Source organism: Pedococcus bigeumensis, from assembly GCF_006438965.1.
GTDB lineage: Bacteria > Actinomycetota > Actinomycetes > Actinomycetales > Dermatophilaceae > Pedococcus > Pedococcus bigeumensis_A.
The window spans coordinates 1-18,137 of record NZ_RCZM01000010.1 but is presented as its reverse complement, the minus strand read 5'-3'; the positions used below and the strand labels follow the sequence as shown (position 1 = coordinate 18,137).

Genomic DNA, 18,137 nt, shown 5'->3' with positions numbered 1-18,137 from the left:
GCGGCGGCGAGGAACGTTCCCGGACGCTGTCGGGCGAACTGCTTCACCTCGGAGACGAGCGATCCGGGGTCGCGCTGGTCGAGCCAGCTCGCGACATCGCCCATCCGCTGCGAGGCCTGGTGGGCCAGGTCGCTGGCAACGCCCTGCTGCTCGGAGCCGCGCGCCATGCCCGACAGCTCCTGGCTGAGTGACCGCAACCCCTCGGCGACCTTCGTCTGCTGCTGGGCGCTCTGGTCCAGCAGCTGGCTGCGCGTCTGCTGCCACAGCTCCTTGGCCTGCTGGCTCGTCTCCTGCGCGAAATTTTTCACCTCGTCCTTGCCCACCTCGGCGACGTGGCGAGCGCCGTCCTTGGCCTCCTGGCCGGTAGCGCGAGCCTCCTCCTTGGCCACCTCCTTCGTGTCGCTGGAGTCGGGCGTGACAGGTGCCGTTGTCGAGGGGCTGCCGGTACCGCCTGTGGTGCCGGCTCCGGTGCCCGTGCCGGTGCTGATCGGGCTGTCGGTGCCATGGCTGTCGGTGCCATAGCTGTCGGTGCCGCTCACCGGGGCGGGCTCGACCGTGCCGAGCTCCCTGGTGGTGTCGTCGTTCTGGGTGCCGGTGTTTCCGTATGTCTCGCTCATGTCCATTCCTGTTCTGTCAACGAGTGCTGGACGGGCGACCCGCGCGGCCGCCTCTGCCCAAGGGGTACCCGTCGTCGATGCTCGCAAACGTCGCAAAAGGCCCTGACCTGCATAAATGCACGAAAGGCTCGGGTCCGGACTGGGGTCGACGCCTCCGGTCAGCGACGGAACAGGCCACGGCGGGATGACCTGATGGCGCCCGGCGATGACGTCGCTGTGTTGTCCTCGGCGACCGCTGAGATCTCCTGGTTACCCATCGCCGCGACGACATGGCTGGGGGCTGGAGTCCGTCTGCCGGATCACCGAATTGCGGGACCCACCAGCGGCGGATTTTGCCGGACCCACCCAAGAATGAAAGGCAGTGGCAGGGGTAACGGGTCTACATGAGCCACCTGGAGCCCCCAGCCACCGTCTCCGGCATCGAGCGCCTGACCAATGAACGGCGCACCACCGCGGGGGTGGCGCACGATATCCACGTTGCACTGACCGACCCCCTTCGTGTGGACCAGGCCGAGCAGCGGCTGCGGGCGGACTGGCCGCATCAGTCCAGTTGGCCGCTGAGCTTCGAGCCAGCAGAGGGGACCGCGGCACCGAAGGTGGTGCTGGGCTGGGTCCCTGACGACCGGCAGGACGAAGCTGTGGAGGCCCTCAGAGGTGCTCTGGACCGACTGCAGCGGACCTGACTTTTGGCGCGGCGGGCAGGTAGCCAAGGCAATCATCTCACCGGTCTGGGTCAGCGGAGCGTCAGCCAGCGCCCACGGTGGACGACACCAGCATCGTGGGCCACCTGCAGCGCGAGCGCCGCTTCATGGAGGATCTCTGTGACCTCCGTGGGCGGGAGCGAGCCACGCTCGGCAATGATGGCCGACAAGGCATGCCATCACTGAGTTCCATCACGAGGTACGCGCGCTCCTCGCCCGCGCTGTCTCCCTCGCCGAAGTCGTAGACAGTGACGATGTTCGGGTGCTGCAGAGCCGCGCAGTTCCGCGCCTCTGCACCGATCGAGGGGTAGGTCACTTCGCACTCAGTTCGGCACTGCCGGCGGCGGGACGAAATTCGGTGTCGGCGATGGGGCATGTGGTCATCGGATCTCGGTCCCTCTCGATGTGAGCGAACGCAGAAGGGCAGGCTCAGGGTGCTGTACGAACGGAATAAAGACAGTTCCCTTAGGGAGGAGTACCCCGTCGACCGACCTCCCAAACCACGCGACCAAAGGGCGCCTGGATTGGTCCGTAAGAATGACGCGAACCCTTGCAGACAAAGGATATTGGGGGGCTAGAGTGCCGTTTCGTGAGTCCGACAATGAGTGCCCGGTGGCCCCGCGGCTCAGGAGTTCTGGTCGCTCTGCTGCTTCTTGGTGGATGCGCCGGCCAAGGCAATGGAGAGGCCAAGAACGCCGAGAACGCTGCCGTGGAGTTCAGCCGTTCCGTCGACTCCTTGACCTCAGTGGCGTGCGGTCTGCTGGCCCCGCAGACACTCAAGGGCCTTGAGGATGCCCAGGGTGCATGCGCTGGATCTCTGCGGGACGAGCTGAAGTCCGCAGGCGGTCCCGCGGAATCGGTCGAGGTGTACGGCAAGGATGCCATCGTGCGGCTGTCCTCGGACACGATCTTTCTAGCCCGGTTCCCAAGGGGGTGGCGGGTGACGGCCGCGGGCTGCACCCGCCAGCAGGCCGGGCGCCCGTACGACTGCAAGGTGAAGGCGGCCTGACATGCGTGCCTGGTTCATCGGATACCTGCTGTTCATCGGCCTGGGTCTCACCTTCTGCTTCGCGATGGGGGTGACGCACCGGTGAAGGCCTGGCTGCGAGAGAACAGCCTCACCCTGGTCTTCTCCCTGATACTCCTCGCCGCCCTTGTCGGCCAAGCCCTCACGGGCGACTCCTCCTACAACGAGTCGGCTCTGGACGCCGGGTTGCCGACCCTCACGTTGGGCCAGTACATCGCGTCGTCACAGTTCGCGGTGGACGTGGCCGAGAACTGGCAGTCGGAATACCTGCAGTTCCTGCTCTACATCCTCCTCACCGTCTGGCTGCTCCAGAAGGGATCGCCAGAGTCCAAGCCCCTCGACAAGGCCGGTCGCGAGTCGGACAAGGAGCAGAAGGTCGGAGGCCATGCCGACGCGGACTCACCCACGTGGGCGAAGGTCGGGGGGTGGCGGACGAGCGTGTACTCCCGCTCACTGGGTCTCGTGATGGGTCTGGTCTTCCTCGGGTCGTGGACGGCCCAGCTGGTTGCTGGGCGCAGTGCCTACAACGCCGAGCAGCTCCAGGACCTGCAGGACCCACTGGGTTGGGGCGGGTACCTCCATGCCCCTGACTTCTGGAACCGGACCTTCCAGAACTGGCAGTCAGAGTTCCTCGCCGTGGGCAGCATGGTGGTGTTCAGCATCTACCTGCGAGAGAGGGGATCGCCGGAGTCCAAACCGGTCGGCAGCGCCCACACCTCAACGGGGGTCGAAGGCTAGGCCCATGACGCGAGGGCGGGATCGGCGATGAAGAGCACCAGACTCGGCGTCTGCATGTCAGCCGTCCTTCCACCCGGGTGGTGGTTGGCTGCCTTCGTCCGTCGTGCTTTCGGCACGGCCACGCACGTCCTGGTCAGTCCACTGCGTGTCACAGACCATGCAACGGAAAGCGGGATGTGGGCGCGAGTCATTGATCCCGGCAGTGCCTGGCAGCATCACGGTGGTCGCCTTCTCGCTCCCACATTGCGGGCACTTCCGCCTGGCCATCTACCTGCCCTCCGATGTGCCCTTGTGCAGCCCAATGTCCCGGTCCCTCATTGCCCGCATCCTTCCCCAGAGGCACTGTCTCTGCTCCTTTGACCTACCCCTGATCTGGCCGCGACAAACACACCTCGCTCCTGGAGGCGCTCAGACGCCAGGCGTCGACGTTCGGGTGCTCCATGGCCAACAGCCCACGGGCCAAAAGCCACCGGGCGGTCGAGCGGACTGCTGTTGCGCCCGGTCGATTCCGGTGGTTTTCTGATGGAAAGAGAACTGGTCCAACAGTGGTGCCATGTCCCATCTCGAACTTGAGGGGCTGCATCGTGTTCGGACCATCGTCAATTCCGACCCACGACACCGCTGCTGCGGGGGCAAGGCATGGATCCCTAGATCAGGCCCATGAACGCGCCGAAGCGCTGCTGGCCGAGGTCGAGGGTTGTGCAGACGCCCTGCGGCGCGCGGAACTGCGACGCGAAGCCGTAGTGCTCACGCTGGATCTCGCGGACGGGGTCGCTCGGCGTTTCCGTGGTCGGGGGAAGGACTACGAGGATCTTGTCCAAGTGGGTCGAGTAGCACTGCTCAAGGCAGCCCACGGCTACCGCTGCGGCTACGGCTACGGCTACGGAAGCAGCTTCGCGGCATACGCCGTCCCGACGATTGCCGGTGAGATCAAACGTCACTTCCGTGACCACGCCTGGATGGTCCGACCCCCGCGGCGTATGCAGGAGTTGCGCGCCGAACTGATCCGCGAGGAAGACAGTCTGCGGCAGTGGCTGCTCCGGGATCCCACCCAGGCGGAGCTCGCCCGGAGTCTTGGGCGGCCCCGGTCCGACGTGCGCGACGCGCACGAGTGTTCGCGGGCATATCGCGCGATCTCCCTCGACGTGTCGTCGGACGTCGGTGCCCACGAGCTGGTCACGCACGATCCGGGCATCGACGACCTCATCGTCGACAGGGACGTACTGGTGCGGGCGCTTGAGGGGCTGAGCGATCGTGAGCGGCTCATCGTGCGGCTGCGGTTCGTCGAGGAGCGGACCCAGGCAGAGATTGGTGTCGTGCTCGGCGTCAGCCAGATGCAGGTGTCCCGGCTTCTTGCCGGCATCCTCAGTAAGCTGCGCAACGACCTGCTGGAGCTAGCCGCATGAACTGCAAGAAGGTGCGCGGCCGCCGGGGCGAGCGCGAAGGGCGACTGCCATGAAGGTGGGCTATTTCCTGTCTTGTGAGGAGTACGGCCCCCACGACCTCGTCGAGCAGGCGGTCCTGGCCGAGCAAGCCGGCTTCACCCGGCTCTGGATCAGCGACCACTACCACCCATGGAACGACGAGCAGGGACAGAGCCCATTCGTCTGGTCGGTGATCGGTGCGATCTCGCAGGCCTGCGCTCTGCCGGTCACGACGGCGGTCACCTGCCCCACCGTGCGGGTCCACCCGGCCGTGATAGCGCAGGCCGCCGCAACCTCGGCCGTGATGCTCGACGGGCGTTTCGTCCTCGGGGTCGGTTCCGGGGAGGCGCTGAACGAGCACGTGCTCGGGCACCCGTGGCCGCACGCCGAGCGGCGGTTGGCGATGCTGGAGGAGGCCGTCGACGTGATGCGAGCCCTGTGGACTGGTGAGGTGGTCTCGCACGAGGGACGGCACTACACGGTCGACACGGCACGGATCTACACACTCCCGGAGCAGCCCCCACCGGTCTACGTCTCGGCCTTCGGGCCGAAAGCCCTGGAGGTGGCCGCCCGGATCGGTGACGGGTTCATCACCACGAAGCCGGACGGTGAGGCGGTGGCTGAGTTCCGACGGCTCAAGGGCGACAATCAGGCACCCACGATGGCTGGGTTCAAGGTGGCGTATGCCGCGACGGCCGAGGAGGGACGGGACCACGCCCACCGGCTGTGGGCCAACGCCGGACTGCCAGGTGAGCTCTCCCAGGTCCTTCCGTCCCCTCAGCACTTCGAGCAGGCGGCAACACTGGTGACCAAGGAGTCGACAGGGGAGTCGGTCGTGTGTGGCAGCGACGCAGAGGAGCATCGCGCCGCGTTCGAGCCATACGAGGAAGCCGGGTTCGATGAGGTGTATGTGGCGAACATGGGACCGCGGTGGCAGGAGATGATCGCGTTCTACGGTGACGAAGTGCTTCCTCAGCTGCTGTGACCGGGCGGGCCGGTGAGTTCGATCCAGGAACCGATAGAGGCGCCACGGCGCGCTGACTGAAGGTCGTGCATGAGGGCGTACAGGTCCGGAAAGGTGAGCTCCGCCCCGGCGTCACTGAGTTCTGGGGCACTGGTTCCGCCAGTTGCCACCCCGACGGCAGGCGCACCCACGCGGCACGCGGCCTCCATGTCCCAGACGGAGTCGCCGACCACGAGGAGGTCCGACGGATCAAGACCGGTCCGCCACAACACCTGCTCGATCAGGTCGCGACTCGGCTTCGAGCTGTCCACGTCGTCGCCGGTGACCACCACGTCGAAGTCGGGTTGATCGAGCACCTCGAGCATGGGCCACAGGTCGCGTTCGCCGCCCGACGTGGCCAGCGCGACGGTCATGCCGGCGTCGCGGCACCAGTTCAACAGTGGTCGCGCGGAGGGCAGTGGGTGGATGCGGTCGCGCCAGGTCGCGAACAGTGCGTCGTGGGCCGTGGTGATGGAGTCGTCTTGACCGACGTCCCGCCCAGAGTCGAGAACGTGGTCGAGGAGGTGGTCGGCTCCCATCCCCACCGCGTGGTGCACCGCCGCCATGGGACGCTCATGCCCGAACTGTTGCATGGCCTGCCACCAGCACAGCGTGTGGATGTAGGTGGAGTCGACCAAGGTGCCGTCCAAGTCGAAAACGATCCCACTGGCGCGGGTCAAAGTGTCGGACATGCTGCCTCTTCTAGTCGTGCCCCCGATGGTGCTGGTGTCCGTTTCGTGCCCCAGGAAGGCGCTTGTCAAACATGGAGAGGTTTGGCCGAGGTGGACTTGGGTATGAATTTGTCATGGCACCAGCCAGCCATCCCACCTAGGAGGTCGAATGCCCAAGCGCAACCCAGGCCCGTCGGTCAAAGACCCCGAGATGTACGAAGCGCTGCGTGACGACGGCGCCAGCAAGGAGAAGGCCGCCCGCATAGCCAATGCGGCAGCCAACACGTCGCGCAGCACGGTCGGGCGCAAGGGTGGACACAGTGGGGATTACGACGACTGGACCAAGGACGATCTCCTGCGACGCGCGCGGGACATCGGGATCAAGGGACGATCCTCGATGTCGAAGGCCGAGCTCATCAGGGCGTTGCGCAACCACTGACTGGAACCGTACGAGATGGGAGTACATGGCATGAGTGAGACAGAGCAGCAGTCGAGCCGCGATCACGTGGTTCACCACGGCGCACCGGACTCGGAGAGGGCCCGCTTCGGCGGGGTCAAGTTCGGTGTCGCATTCTTCGGGTGGCTCACTGCCACAGGCATGTTGGTGCTCCTGACCGCGCTCGTGACCGCGGCCGGTGCCGCCCTGGGCGTGGCCACCGGTACCGATGTCGAGCAGGCAACCAGCAAGGCGAGCGAGAACCCTGAGACGATCGGGATCGTGGGCGCCATCGCCCTGGCCGTGATTCTGCTACTCGCCTATTACTGTGGCGGCTACGTCGCCGGCCGGATGGCTCGGTTCGACGGCGCAAAGCAGGGCTTTGCCGTATGGGTGTGGGCCGTCCTCATCGCCGTCGCCGTCGGCGTCCTCGGTGCGGTGGCGGGCAACAAGTACGACATCTTCTCCCAGCTCAACAACTTCCCTCGTATTCCGGTCGATCCGGGGAAGCTCAGCACGGCTGGCGTGGTGGTGTTGGTCGGTGCAGTCGTTCTGGCCCTCATCGGTGCCGTGCTCGGCGGCGCTGCTGGCATGCGCTTCCATCGACGCGTTGACGACGCCGGCCTAGCGGCTTACGAACGGGGACCCGAGTAGGAGGTCACCCGTTAGCCCGACTGGAAGCTACGGGGTTTCTCATGAGCAAGGTCATCGCTGTCACGGGGGCAAGTGGTGGCGTCGGACGTGCTTGCGTCCGTGAGTTCACCCGGCGAGGTGACAGCGTCGCCCTCATCGCGAGAGGCGACGCTGGGCTGGAGGCCGCGACTACCGAGGCCCGGCGGGCAGGCGTCAGCGCGATCGCCATCCCTGTCGACGTCGCTGACCCGGAGGACGTGGACGAGGCGGTCGCCCGGATCGAGGAGGCGCTGGGACCGATCGACGTATGGGTCAGCGCGGCATTCACCTCGGTCTCGCCCCGTTCGCCGAGGGCCATCCCCGTCGCCGGGAGTACTGGGCGCGTTCATCCACTGTGGGGACCCTCATCGCCAACGCGATCGCACCAGGGCTGCTGGATCGCTATCTCGCGCGCACCGGCTACTCGGCCCAGCAGCCCGGCGAACCTCCAGACCCCCAAGAGCCGGCTAACTTGTGGGAAGCGGCGGACGGTCCCAACGGCCACGACTTCGGCGCCCACGGCGCCTTTGACCAGCGAGCAAGGGCGCGAAGCAGGCAGCAGATGGTCGCCCACCACTACCCCCAGGTCCCGGCAGCTCTCGCACTGGGTGCCGCCGGTGCCGCCCGCGTTGCAGATCGAAGCGCAGTATCGACCGCTAGCGTGACCAAGTCCTCGGGCTGGCAACCAAAGCGCCCCACTGGGTCCATGGACGAGAGCAAATGCCCCCACCAACCGAGATGATGGGGGCACCGCTTCGGTCGACGTGCAGGCTCCTGTGAAGCAGGACGTCGCCCGGATGGCCACGCGCTCGAGCCTCGCTGTTGGACCCGGCTTTGGCCATCGACCATGACCTGCGGGGTCTGGGCAGGCGACACAATCGATGGTAGACGGGACGCGTTCTGCTGCACACCCGTGGCGGCGTCAGTCCGTTGACGGCTTGCGATGGTCGAACTCAGACGATGAATCCGCAGGCCCGGCGGGATTGTCCAGGAAGCCTTGACGGACAATCTGGTCGGCTAGCTCGGAGACCTTGGTGTTCGACCGTTGGCTCGCCTTGGACAGGAACTCCCACGCGCCATCGAGGTCGACTCCTCGAGTCACCATCAGGATGCCGAGCGCGACGCCGATCCGGCGGCTGGTGTGAAGGGCCCGTTCCATGTGGTCGGACTTCTCCTGGTGTCGGACGGCCCTCATGGCTGTGACTGCGGCCGAACCCAGGATGGCAATGATCTTCTCGTCCTGGGCATCGAAGGCATGTGTCTTGGCCGAGTAGATGTTCACCGCTCCGAGAAATTGGTCATCGACCGGGAGGACTTGGGCCAGCATGCTGTGCATCCCGAGCTCGGAGCAGGCTGCGCTCGCAAACTCGGGCCAGCGAGGGTCGGTCGCCAGGTCGTCGACACGGATGGTGTCGTCCGCACGGATTGCGTCAAGGCACGGTCCGGTGCCGACCTTGTACTGGATCTTGTCGGCATGCTCAGGCACGCCGCTGGTGGCTGCGACAGTGGTGAACTGACCGGACCGGATGCTGGTGATGGAAGCGTGGTCGCCGCGGACGATCTTCAGAGCGATCTCGCACACCGTGTCGGCGATGTCCGGGTCAGCAGTGTGGCTCCGCAGGAGGCCCGCGACTTCAGCGAAGTCGTCCAGCAGCTGCCACGTGCGGTCGAGTTCCTTGGGCACCACCTCACGCTCCTCAAATCGTGTGCAAAGGACCGGCTCGGCTGTGCCCGCAAAGGGAATCAGCAACCCAACTTTAGCCCGCGCGGCCCAACCACGGAGTGTCAACGTGGGGCCGACCAGGCGGGGTCCTGCTCGTACCTTTAGCGCAACCTCCGAGTTGCAGGCATTCGGAGATCTGAGCTCCCTCGCCGGGTTTGTGGTCTCAACCCATGAATGAGTCAAGACACCCGATCAACGGCGCCAGGACGCCGTTTCACGGAGTCGCGCGCTGATTGGGTTCTCCTGCTGCGGCGGGCTCTTGGCGGCCGTTCGGCGGTCTGGGAGGGGAGTAGGGCTGCGGCCACGCACGGTTAGAGACGCGCGCCCCGCTGCCCCTTTTCCGCAGGTCGGGCGGGGCGTACCGTCAGAGGCGGGTCGATTTGGGGCACGCCGGGACGGTGTCCATACCCCCTCCCGCCACTGCTTAGCCTCGGCCCGGGGCGGCCGCCGCCGTGGCAACAGCGAGCGGCCGCCCACCACGGACTTTCCGAACCCCTGAAGCGGAGCGTTCACCCACGTTCTCGTCTGGGCCAACGGGCGTGCGTGGTTTCTGCGAGAGGCGAGCCCCCGTACCTCCGGTCGCCCAGCCGCGCCGCTCGGGCCAATGGGTTCGCTCGGATCAAGGCGCGACGTCTGACGCCTCGTGTTTGCCCGCGTGCTCCCGGGGGCGCTCCACGGTCGGGTATGGCGCAGCGCGGCACGGCGCCCATGCGGTGCAAGGCACCCTTTTCCTGCCGCCGCTCTCGGGCTGCCGACATCAGTCTCGGGTATCGCGAGAGACCGATGAACTTCGGGGCGAAGTGAACCGGCTGGCTGCAGACAGCGCATGCACCCGCGCCCATTGCCCTCAGGTCCCTCCGACGCCGGTGACCGTATTTCCTCAGTCCCAGAGGCTGCTTCGGGTTACCGAGAAACGCCATAGCCCGGATGAGCCATGTGCGGTGGTACGTACCGGTGGCATGGTTGATGGTTGCGGCCCCTCGGCCCTCATCCCTGCAGTGCCGAGGGGTCGCGTCGTTGTGTGCTATCCCCACCCCAGCAGCGGTTGTCGGGGAGTAGGTCCGCCGGTCAGTCAGGGCGTTCCGGCGACAGATTCAACGCTGGCGTGGCAGCGACGGGTCGCTCATGGCCCACTTGTCGTGGGTGAGGTGGCCCAGACACGATGAAGGGTCAGCGTGTTCCCAGTGACGTCGACCTGCACCCAGATCCGGACGACTCACCTAACCCGGTTGAGGGGTGCAACGAACCGACCCCGCCAGTATCGTGCCCCCAACGCCGCGCAGCACGGCGCCAGCTGCCCCCGGCGAACCCCTGTCGCCGGGGGCAGCGCTCCACAGCCAAACCGCCCTCAGCGCTTCATGCGAGGGTCTTCGGCGCCAGGTGCCTGGTCGGAACCCACGCAGTGGATGGTGTGCGTGTATCAGGATCGAATCGACTAGGAAGCATCAAGATGCCGCACATGGCACCGGTCGCGGTCCACTCTGATGCGTGCCAAGGCCGGAATGTTGCGCTGCCGCAATCGTGTCGGTCAATGCAGGATGACCGCCGCCCGCTCAGGCATCCCTGCCGGTGTTTAGGCGGTCGCTGCAGCGGGCATCACCCGGAGGACAGCGTCGTGCTGTCGCTTGGAAGGAGATCACGATGAGTGTCGACCCGACAACCAGCCCCGAGACCTTCCCGACGCCAGATCCGGACGGTCCCATGTCACCCGGGCCAAGCCAGCCGGATCGGGACCTGCCGGGCCGCGACCCGGGACCGGACACCGACCCGGACCGCGACGCGCCCAGGCCGGACCCGGGTGCCCCCGAGCGCACCGATGTCGGTCAGTAACTGGTGGACATGACGATGCCTGCGGGAATACCTGCAGGCATCGCTTCACGTCCGAGGAGCGAGGAGCTCACACGCCGGGACGCTACCGATTGCCTCAGTTTGGATGACGCGGCGTGGGGCATAGTGCAGGTGCCGCGGCTCGGGGTAGAGGCTTCTGGCCCCCCTCTGGCCTCCCTCGGGTCGCGGTGCATAGGCACGCTTGCGCTGGTCAGTGGCTGGGTAGGTGTTCGCCGTCACGGCGTCGGGGGTTAGCGGGGGACGCACCCACGGCGCCGTGGCTCTCAACAAAGGACGCCGCGGTCCGGGTCCAGGGGAGGCACAACGCCCGGGCCGCGGTCCCCTGTACAGGCGGCATGTGCTGCGCGCCGAACCGACGGCCTGGCCGCTGCAGAGTGCCGACTAGGCAGGTGGAACGTTGCTCGTTTGCGCTACTAGTAGGCGTGATGGTTCACGAACCGAGCGACGCAGTCAGGTCCGGGAGCGCATGGTGGCCCGTGCCTGTTCCTTGGCGGTCGTGAAGCGGTCCCCAAGGTCTGACAGCTGTTGGTTGGACGCGCTCTCGGCGAAGGCTGGCAGGATCTGCTGTTCCTCTTCCTCGACGTGGTGGCGCACCTCGCCGATCATGGCCGCGATGAGCCCGTCCACGCCCGGCGCTTCGGGGTCCGCGTTCAGTAGCTCGCGCAGAGTGTGCTCCACGTGGTGGTGTTCAGCGAGACCGTCGTCCACGTCCGAGCCTTCGTCCGGCACGATCGTCTTGATGGCGGGGTAGACGACCTGCTCCTCAGCTTTGGAATGGGGAACCAGCAGTTCGGCTACCTGCTGGAGCAAGCCGGGTATGGCGCCGGGTTCGGCCTTCTCCAGCTTCTTGAACACCGACTCGAGGGTCTTGTGGTCGTCCTTGATGAGGGTGATGACACCAGGCATGAGAACTCCATCCGTCGGGGCGGTCTGACATGACCGCGCCCTCGCACATACCCACTTGGGCGGCACCTACACCTCACCTTAGGGAAATGGCGGACGTGTCGAGGGATTGACGGGGACCACGAGTGGGTAAGGAAGCGACATGCACGCCCGTCGGGCGCGCGCCCTGCGGAAGGAGGTCTTCGATGACCGACATGGAGATGGCCATCCTTGACTTCGAACGAGAATGGTGGCGTCACGCTGGTGCGAAGGACCGAGAGGTCTCCCAGCGTTGGGGCATCAATGCCTCTGAGTACGACCGTCTCCTGGCCGCGGTCGCCGAGCGTCCCGAAGCGATGGCCTACGACCCTCTGACGGTGCGGCGCATTCGCCGACGACTCGTGCCCCCGAGCCGCACGCGGTTCGGAAGTAGCTGACCGGACGATCGTCTCCCTAGCGTTGTCACGCAAACCTCTTGGCCGATCGAGGACAACCGAGCGCCCGAGCGCTCGCGCCGCTGCTCGGTTTCGTTCGTCATACGATTGCCAGGTACAGCGCGGAGTCACGATCGAGGAACTGGAAGGTTGCTGGCGCCGTCCCTGGGTTCAAGGGCCATGACGATGTCGAGCAGGCTGCGGACCGGCTCGTCCCTGCTGAACGCCGGGTCGCACAGGCCCGCCACGATGCGGTGGGCCACCTCTGCGAGCTTGATGTTGTGCCGGCTCGAGTAAGCCCGGAGTAGCTCGAAGGCTCCGTCCTCCTCGACTCCGAACGTCAGCATCAACGCCCCTTTGGCCTGCTCAATGGCTGCCCGATGCTCAGCCGAGGCGGCCACCGCAGCCCTAGCGGTCTCGAGTATGGGTTCGGTGAGGTCGACGACGAAACCAGGGAGCCGCTTGACCTTTCCACCCACTGCCTCACTCTCCCCGACGAAGATGACCCGACGGACATGACCATCACTGCGAACGAGGCTGTAGACACACGAGTACGGGCCCGCGTGGTCGAGATGGTGCCTGAACCTGGTCAGCATGACCGCACGGTCCTTTTCGACCATGCGGTCCAGAATGAGATCGGTCGTGGGAGTCTCGCCAGGAGCCAGATTGTGAAGTTCGCGCAGGCCTTGGGACCAAGTCCAGCGGCCACTCTCGACCTCATACTCGAACGACATCGCCTTACCGTCGCTCTGCGCACCGTCGCGGGTCACCGGCTACCTCCTACATGACGACCCTGATGGATCTCCCAAGCGGGAAGGCCACTTCTCGACCAAGCACAAGAATACGACGTGGATTCTGCCGACGCTATGGTCTCGAAGCGGTCGTCGGGTGCGTTGCATAGGTGACTCCGGATCGGGTAGATGTGGGGGTGGACGATCGAGCGGAGGTCAGCGAGATCATGGAGGAAATCCCTGAGACGCGCTTGGCGCTGGCGGAAATGTCACGGTTCCAGGATGAGGACCTGACGGCTCGCTTTGGCGCCATGGCCAACCGGGTGGGCACCCTTGCCCCGGACTGTCTCGGCCTGACCTTGTCCTTCATGCGCGAAGGACTGGCGTGCACCTGGATCGCCACCGGCTTGGACGTAGCGTCCCTGGACGCGGTGCAGTACCTCAGCAATGGTCCTTGTATCGAGTCCATGGGCAAGGGCGCCATCGTGGCGACCCCAGGATCGGATCCCCTCGACGAGGACAACTGGCTGCTGTTCTCGCGAGCCGAGAACGCCGCCGGCGTCGAAAGCACGTTGTCTGTCCCCCTCATGGAGGATCACGTCGTCGTCGGCGGAGTCAACTTCTACGGAAGCACACCAACGGCCTTTGACGGCCTGCACTCCGAGCTTGCCGCCGAATGGGGCGGGTGGTCCGCCGGCGCTGTCACCAATGCGGACCTCTCACTCTCCGGGGTACGGCGAGCACAACAGACACCACAGACCATGCGCGACCAGTTCGTCACCGACCAAGCCGTCGGCATGATCATGGCAGCGCACCGCGTAGCTGACGACACCGCCGGCCAGCGACTCCACGAGGCCGCCCAACGAGCCGGCATCCACGATGCGGAACTCGCACGGATCTTGGTGAAGACCCGCCTGCTCTAGACGCGCGGTGTGATGGGTGAGTCGATGTGAGCAGCCGCGAATACCCATTCGATGGGGGAATCGTCAACTCGGCACTACGAGCCTGAGCCATCCGGTCGAAGCACGGTCGGAGACGGCTTCGCCAGAGGTAACTGACGCGACGCTGCACGGCGAGATCGAGCTGTTGACTGACGTGATGGCCGCTGAGGCCATCAGGTCGGCTTCGTCGTCGACGCCCTGGAATGGCGAGGCTGACCTCGTCTGCTCACTGGCTACTTGTGGGTCGGCCGGCTCCTCTTGTTCGAGGTGGTGGGCTTCCCGGGCTCTGGCGCTCGGGTGGTCACGACTGTGGGCAATGATGAAACCTCCTGGTCCTCACGCAGACGAGCGTTCTGCCCCTCCAGGTCGAGAACCATGCCGATGCCGGTCAGGTTGAGGCCGGCGTCAAGTAGGTCCGCGATCCGGCGTAGTCGGTCCAGATCGTTCGGGCTGTACCGGCGGGTGCCGCCACTGGTGCGCTCGGGTTGGAGCGGCCCGCGCGACTCGTAGAGGCGCAGGTTCTGCACGCCCATGCCGACCAGGTCGGCGGCTACGGAGATGCCGTACACGCCGCGATCACCATCGGGATTGGGCAATGTCACGGGTGGCGCGTCCTGTCTCGAGAATTCTTGTCCTAGCCTCTTGCCTCAGCATGCCGCTGGTGCTACATAAAACCTATAGCGAACACCACAGATCCGCGACGGCTGTGGCGACGCTAGGAGCATCAGGACAACACGATGGAGGTGAAGACGATGCTGATGCGCACCGACCCTTTCCGCGAGCTGGACCGGCTCACCCAACAGGCCCTTGGAACGCTGGCCCGGCCCTCGGCGATGCCGATGGACGCTTGGCGCGACGGAGACGTGTTTCACGTTGAGTTCGACCTGCCCGGTGTCAGCCAGGACTCGATCGACATCGACGTGGAACGCAACGTGGTCACCGTCAAGGCCGAACGACCGAACCGGGCCAGTGACGCCGAGTTGCTCGCCGCGGAACGCCCTCGCGGTGTGTTCAGCCGGCAGCTCGTGCTGGGCGACAACCTGGACACCGACCGCATCGAAGCCAGCTACGAGGCGGGGGTCCTCACGCTGAAGATCCCGGTCGCCGAGCAGGCCAAGCCGCGAAGGATCGCGATCAGCAGCGACGAAGGCCGCCAGGCCATCACCGCCTAACCGGGGTGGTGTGGCTCATGCCCACGGTCCTCTATGTGCCAACCGGCGCCGCGCCCGGTGTGGACGAGGAGTTCCTCGATCTGATCTGCGCGGACGAGGAACTGCTGCGGGCGGAGTTCGACGCGATCATCGCCCAGGAATGGGCGGGCAGTCCCCTTCCGCCCGACCTGCCCGAGGCGCGGCCTGGAACTGAGCCTTGGCGGGGGCTGCGTCCGCTGCCGCGCGGTAACGATGCGTCCCCGCTTCGACCACCCCACCTGGGGGCCGATGGGTGGAGTCGGCAACGATCGCCCCCGCGGCTCACCCGCAATCAGGATGAGAGATCGAGCGACAGAGGGGGAGGAAGGTAGGTGCTCGCGCGTCACCCAGCACCCGACCACGATGAACACTGTGAAGAGACTCTCGCCTGGGCCGCGTTCGTGCCACCGCCCGACGCGTCCTGCGCGGCGCCCACGCCTTGACGGCGTACCAGTTCGTGGCCCAGGCGAGGCCCATCAGCGACAGCCACAAACCCACGATGGGTGGCTCCTCCGTCCAAACACTCAGGGAGCCCTCAAGGATCTGGGAGCCTGACCCGCTTTCCCGGACACCTGACCTGAGGCGATGATCGCCTTGGAAGGAGTCCGAGATATGCCTGCTGCCAAGCCGCCGGAGTTCCGGCGACGTGCCCTGGATCTGGTCGCCCAGGGTGAGCCCGTGGTCCGGGTCGCCAAGGACCTGGGGATCAGTGAGTCCTGCCTGTGCCGGTGGATCGAGGTCGACGCGGTCGATACCGGTCGCAAGGTGGGCCTGACCAGCGACGAGAAGAAGGAGCTGGTCGAGCTGCGTCGCCGCAACAGGTCCTGGAAACGGAGCTGGAGATCCTCAAACGCGCCTCGGCGTACTTCGCCAGGGAGAACGTCCTCCCAAAACAGTGATCCCGCTGGTCCAAGAGTTGGCCGCCGACCACATCCCTGTCGCGGTGACCTGTCGGGTGCTGAACCTGCCACGTTCGACGTACTACGAGGCCATCGGTCGTGAGCCGTCCACGCGGTCGGTCGCCGATCAAGAGCTGACCATGAGCATCGTCGCCGTGCATCAGGACTCCCGGGGCACGTACGGCGCACCCAGGGTGCATGCCGAACTCCGGCTCGGGCTCGGCATCCGGTGTGGTCGCAAACGGGTGGCCAGGCTGATGCGGGCTGCCGGGCTCCCCGGGGTATGTCACCAGCACAGGTACCGCCACCGCCCGCAGCCGGCCACCCATGAGGACCTGGTCAAGCGCGACTTCACCGCGACCGGCCCGAACCGGGTCTGGTTCACCGACATCACCCAACACCGCGCCGCCGACGGGTGGGTGTACTGCTGCGCCGTGGTCGATGCCTATTCGCGCCGGGTGGTCGGCTGGTCGATCGCCGACCACATCCGCTCCCAACTTGTCGTCGACGCCCTGGAGATGGCCCGGTGGCAACGACCACCCAGCCCCGGAACCGTGGTGCACGCGGATCGCGGATCCCAATACACCTCATGGGTCTTCGGGCGCCGGCTACGACAAGCCGGGCTGCTTGGCTCGATGGGCCGCGTCGCCTCGAGCGTGGACAACGCCCTGATCGAGTCGTTCTGGTCGACCATGCACCGCGAGCTCTTCGACCGGCAACCCTGGTCATCCAAGGTCGAGCTGGCCTCGGCGATCTTCGAGTGGATCGAGGGCTGGTACAACCCCCGCCGACGCCACCAGCCTGGGCAACCTGTCCCCACACGAGTTCGAAACCCTTCACACGATCACGCTCACCGCGGCATGATCACCACACCAACACTGTCCGGGAAACCGGGTCAGGCTCCGGCGGTGTTGACGGACGGTGGGGGAGTGGCTCGTGCTCAGAACGACGCCCACGAACGTCTGGGGACGGTGTGAAAGTCGTTGACACTTATGTGGTCACTGGTTCAAACCCAGCATCGCCCACGGGGCGCGATACCCGGCGCTTGTTTCATTTGATGCTCATTTGAGGCCCCGACTGACCTAGCGAGAGGCCCTTGCGCGCCTACGGGATGCCCCGCTCGCGGGTATATCTACCCATTCAGTCTGCGAAGAAGGTCTCCGGTAGGTCGCGTGGCATCGGCGTCGGGAGTACCGTCGAAGGCAGGCCGATTAGGGGCCTGCAGACCCGAACTGCGTCACGGCGCCTGCACGGTGTCGGTCCCGGGCGACCGCTCACTGTGACGGGGGCTGCGTGAGCGGTCGCCCGTAATCGCTGCAGAGCATCGGCCCTTTAGGACCATCGACTTCTGGGTGCGCATCATGAACGACAATCGCAACGGGTCTGCTGTCAGCGAGGGCGACCGACTCATCGCAATGGCAACGGGCGTCCTCATGGCTTGGCTGGGGATGAACGCTCCGCGGGCCGAGAAGTGCCTCCGTCGCATCGCGGCCCTCATGGAGACCCGGCCTGCCGATCTCGCGCTGTACCTCGTGGATCTAGCCGAGAAGGAAGCAGCTGCAGTCGGCCGGGACCGTGCGGACAGTGGCGACGCTGAGCGCTAGTGCGGCCACGACGCTCGGGTTCGGCGGTGTCCGCTTGCCCTTTCCGACTGGCCGGAACGGGCGTACCGTCACGTTCGAGCCGATCTGAGGCACGCAGGGACGGTGTCCTCCATTCCCGCAACTGCAAGTCATCGGCCTCGGGCGGCCGCCACTGGGGCAACAGCGCGCGGCCGCGCACCAGGGCCACCTGCGCGCGGAATCGGCCGCCCGAACGTTCGTCTCCTTCGCTCGGGCTGCTGATCTGAGATCGGCTGGTCCGGGTGTGCAGTTGAGTCCAGCAGAGTGGTGTACGACGAGGCGGTGAGCGTGTCCTGCTGACGCAGGCGCGGTCACCGCGTGATCCTTCGAGTGATCTCTCACAACCGACTCGAAGAAGGGCACCACGATGACCGCGACCCCCATTATCGACCCCGAGCAGTTCCTGCACGAACAGCTGGCCCAGGCCAGCCCCGATCTGATGCGTGAGCTGCTCGGCACGTTCGTTAATGCGCTGTTGTCCGCGCAGGCCGACAACGTGTGCGGCGCCGAGTACGGCTCCCGGGATCCGGAAAGAACCAATCGACGCAACGGTTACCGTCACCGCGACCTGGACACCC

The 18,137-nt window shown here is 66.0% G+C and carries 21 protein-coding genes and 1 pseudogene; 16 read left to right on the top strand and 6 right to left on the bottom strand.

What is annotated here, in order from left to right; all coding sequences use genetic code 11:
• Positions 1-617 (bottom strand): annotated as a pseudogene (locus EAH86_RS20055) (hypothetical protein); the annotation flags it as partial.
• Positions 618-1,000: 383 nt separating this feature from the next.
• Between EAH86_RS20055 and EAH86_RS20050 the strand changes: the two are divergent.
• The 5 genes from EAH86_RS20050 to EAH86_RS20030 all read left to right on the top strand — a co-directional run bounded on the left by EAH86_RS20050 (position 1,001) and on the right by EAH86_RS20030 (position 5,492).
• Positions 1,001-1,300: a hypothetical protein gene (locus EAH86_RS20050; RefSeq protein WP_140744114.1), complete on the top strand. Its 300-nt coding sequence runs from the start codon at positions 1,001-1,003 to the stop codon at positions 1,298-1,300.
• A 727-nt stretch (positions 1,301-2,027) separates the two neighbouring features.
• Positions 2,028-2,327, top strand: coding sequence for a hypothetical protein (locus EAH86_RS20045; RefSeq protein ID WP_140744112.1), 300 nt, complete (start codon positions 2,028-2,030; stop codon positions 2,325-2,327).
• A gap of 81 nt (positions 2,328-2,408) precedes the next feature.
• Complete coding sequence (locus EAH86_RS20040; RefSeq protein WP_140744110.1) at positions 2,409-3,083, top strand: DUF6766 family protein; 675 nt, start codon at positions 2,409-2,411, stop codon at positions 3,081-3,083.
• Positions 3,084-3,667: 584 nt separating this feature from the next.
• A complete protein-coding gene (locus EAH86_RS20035) occupies positions 3,668-4,489 on the top strand; it encodes a sigma-70 family RNA polymerase sigma factor (RefSeq protein WP_161988727.1) in 822 nt (273 codons plus the stop codon).
• Positions 4,490-4,538: 49 nt separating this feature from the next.
• Positions 4,539-5,492, top strand: coding sequence for a TIGR03557 family F420-dependent LLM class oxidoreductase (locus tag EAH86_RS20030; protein WP_140744106.1), 954 nt, complete (start codon positions 4,539-4,541; stop codon positions 5,490-5,492).
• Here EAH86_RS20030 and EAH86_RS20025 read toward each other — a convergent pair.
• Positions 5,480-6,202 carry an HAD family hydrolase gene (locus EAH86_RS20025; protein ID WP_140744104.1) on the bottom strand — a complete coding sequence of 241 codons (723 nt, stop codon included), beginning with the start codon at positions 6,200-6,202 and terminating at the stop codon, positions 5,480-5,482. The two genes, EAH86_RS20030 and EAH86_RS20025, sit on opposite strands and share 13 nt — an antisense overlap.
• 148 nt (positions 6,203-6,350) lie before the next feature.
• Here EAH86_RS20025 and EAH86_RS20020 point away from each other — a divergent pair, with 148 nt between their 5' ends.
• Genes EAH86_RS20020 through EAH86_RS21080 form a run of 3 tightly spaced genes read left to right on the top strand, consistent with a single transcriptional unit; the run spans position 6,351 to position 7,954 of the window.
• Entirely contained in the window at positions 6,351-6,620 is a 270-nt protein-coding gene (locus tag EAH86_RS20020; protein WP_140744102.1) for a DUF7218 family protein, read from the top strand.
• Positions 6,621-6,650: 30 nt separating this feature from the next.
• Complete coding sequence (locus tag EAH86_RS20015) at positions 6,651-7,271, top strand: hypothetical protein (protein ID WP_241668478.1); 621 nt, start codon at positions 6,651-6,653, stop codon at positions 7,269-7,271.
• Between the two features lie 41 nt (positions 7,272-7,312).
• On the top strand, positions 7,313-7,954 hold the full coding sequence (locus EAH86_RS21080) for an SDR family NAD(P)-dependent oxidoreductase (RefSeq protein ID WP_206665910.1): 642 nt from the start codon (positions 7,313-7,315) through the stop codon (positions 7,952-7,954).
• 257 nt (positions 7,955-8,211) lie between these two features.
• On the opposite strand, the gene EAH86_RS20005 is transcribed toward EAH86_RS21080, so the two are convergent.
• A complete protein-coding gene (locus EAH86_RS20005) occupies positions 8,212-8,976 on the bottom strand; it encodes a GAF and ANTAR domain-containing protein (protein WP_161988726.1) in 765 nt (254 codons plus the stop codon).
• Between the two features lie 1,677 nt (positions 8,977-10,653).
• Between EAH86_RS20005 and EAH86_RS20000 the strand changes: the two genes are divergently transcribed.
• On the top strand, positions 10,654-10,842 hold the full coding sequence (locus EAH86_RS20000) for a hypothetical protein (RefSeq protein WP_140744096.1): 189 nt from the start codon (positions 10,654-10,656) through the stop codon (positions 10,840-10,842).
• Positions 10,843-11,310: 468 nt separating this feature from the next.
• On the opposite strand, the gene EAH86_RS19995 is transcribed toward EAH86_RS20000, so the two are convergent.
• Positions 11,311-11,766: a hemerythrin domain-containing protein gene (locus tag EAH86_RS19995; protein WP_140744094.1), complete on the bottom strand. Its 456-nt coding sequence runs from the start codon at positions 11,764-11,766 to the stop codon at positions 11,311-11,313.
• Positions 11,767-11,948: 182 nt separating this feature from the next.
• Here EAH86_RS19995 and EAH86_RS19990 point away from each other — a divergent pair, with 182 nt between their 5' ends.
• A complete protein-coding gene (locus EAH86_RS19990) occupies positions 11,949-12,179 on the top strand; it encodes a DUF3263 domain-containing protein (RefSeq protein WP_140744092.1) in 231 nt (76 codons plus the stop codon).
• Positions 12,180-12,304: 125 nt separating this feature from the next.
• Here the strand turns inward: EAH86_RS19990 and EAH86_RS19985 are convergent, their stop codons facing one another.
• Complete coding sequence (locus EAH86_RS19985) at positions 12,305-12,946, bottom strand: ANTAR domain-containing protein (protein ID WP_140744090.1); 642 nt, start codon at positions 12,944-12,946, stop codon at positions 12,305-12,307.
• A 158-nt stretch (positions 12,947-13,104) separates the two neighbouring features.
• Here EAH86_RS19985 and EAH86_RS19980 point away from each other — a divergent pair, with 158 nt between their 5' ends.
• Positions 13,105-13,830: an ANTAR domain-containing protein gene (locus EAH86_RS19980; RefSeq protein ID WP_206665909.1), complete on the top strand. Its 726-nt coding sequence runs from the start codon at positions 13,105-13,107 to the stop codon at positions 13,828-13,830.
• A gap of 251 nt (positions 13,831-14,081) precedes the next feature.
• Here the strand turns inward: EAH86_RS19980 and EAH86_RS19975 are convergent, their stop codons facing one another.
• Positions 14,082-14,450: a MerR family transcriptional regulator gene (locus EAH86_RS19975; RefSeq protein WP_140744086.1), complete on the bottom strand. Its 369-nt coding sequence runs from the start codon at positions 14,448-14,450 to the stop codon at positions 14,082-14,084.
• Positions 14,451-14,600: 150 nt separating this feature from the next.
• Here EAH86_RS19975 and EAH86_RS19970 point away from each other — a divergent pair, with 150 nt between their 5' ends.
• The 5 genes from EAH86_RS19970 to EAH86_RS19950 form a co-directional block, all read left to right on the top strand.
• The gene (locus tag EAH86_RS19970; RefSeq protein WP_140744115.1) at positions 14,601-15,020 is read left to right on the top strand and encodes an Hsp20/alpha crystallin family protein; all 420 of its coding nucleotides are present in this window, start codon (positions 14,601-14,603) and stop codon (positions 15,018-15,020) included.
• A gap of 603 nt (positions 15,021-15,623) precedes the next feature.
• The gene (locus EAH86_RS21075; RefSeq protein ID WP_425325240.1) at positions 15,624-16,040 is read left to right on the top strand and encodes a transposase; all 417 of its coding nucleotides are present in this window, start codon (positions 15,624-15,626) and stop codon (positions 16,038-16,040) included.
• On the top strand, positions 15,934-16,914 hold the full coding sequence (locus EAH86_RS19960; RefSeq protein WP_140744082.1) for an IS3 family transposase: 981 nt from the start codon (positions 15,934-15,936) through the stop codon (positions 16,912-16,914). The genes EAH86_RS21075 and EAH86_RS19960 overlap by 107 nt, the downstream gene beginning before the upstream one ends.
• Before the next feature lie 384 nt (positions 16,915-17,298).
• Complete coding sequence (locus EAH86_RS19955) at positions 17,299-17,541, top strand: ANTAR domain-containing protein (RefSeq protein ID WP_140744080.1); 243 nt, start codon at positions 17,299-17,301, stop codon at positions 17,539-17,541.
• 385 nt (positions 17,542-17,926) lie between these two features.
• On the top strand, positions 17,927-18,137 hold a 211-nt coding region (locus EAH86_RS19950), incomplete at its 3' end, for a transposase (protein ID WP_194150796.1).

What these genes read in the sequence shown, in the direction of transcription:
- EAH86_RS19995 (WP_140744094.1), bottom strand. Translation starts at nt 11,766, where the DNA reads ATGCCTGGTGTCATCACCCTCATCAAGGACGACCACAAGACCCTCGAG.
- EAH86_RS20025 (WP_140744104.1), bottom strand. Translation starts at nt 6,202, where the DNA reads ATGTCCGACACTTTGACCCGCGCCAGTGGGATCGTTTTCGACTTGGAC.
- EAH86_RS19955 (WP_140744080.1), top strand. Translation starts at nt 17,299, where the DNA reads ATGAACGACAATCGCAACGGGTCTGCTGTCAGCGAGGGCGACCGACTC.
- EAH86_RS20030 (WP_140744106.1), top strand. Translation starts at nt 4,539, where the DNA reads ATGAAGGTGGGCTATTTCCTGTCTTGTGAGGAGTACGGCCCCCACGAC.
- EAH86_RS20015 (WP_241668478.1), top strand. Translation starts at nt 6,651, where the DNA reads ATGAGTGAGACAGAGCAGCAGTCGAGCCGCGATCACGTGGTTCACCAC.
- EAH86_RS21075 (WP_425325240.1), top strand. Translation starts at nt 15,624, where the DNA reads ATGATCGCCTTGGAAGGAGTCCGAGATATGCCTGCTGCCAAGCCGCCG.
- EAH86_RS20020 (WP_140744102.1), top strand. Translation starts at nt 6,351, where the DNA reads ATGCCCAAGCGCAACCCAGGCCCGTCGGTCAAAGACCCCGAGATGTAC.
- EAH86_RS21080 (WP_206665910.1), top strand. Translation starts at nt 7,313, where the DNA reads ATGAGCAAGGTCATCGCTGTCACGGGGGCAAGTGGTGGCGTCGGACGT.
- EAH86_RS19970 (WP_140744115.1), top strand. Translation starts at nt 14,601, where the DNA reads ATGCTGATGCGCACCGACCCTTTCCGCGAGCTGGACCGGCTCACCCAA.
- EAH86_RS20050 (WP_140744114.1), top strand. Translation starts at nt 1,001, where the DNA reads ATGAGCCACCTGGAGCCCCCAGCCACCGTCTCCGGCATCGAGCGCCTG.
- EAH86_RS19990 (WP_140744092.1), top strand. Translation starts at nt 11,949, where the DNA reads ATGACCGACATGGAGATGGCCATCCTTGACTTCGAACGAGAATGGTGG.
- EAH86_RS20000 (WP_140744096.1), top strand. Translation starts at nt 10,654, where the DNA reads ATGAGTGTCGACCCGACAACCAGCCCCGAGACCTTCCCGACGCCAGAT.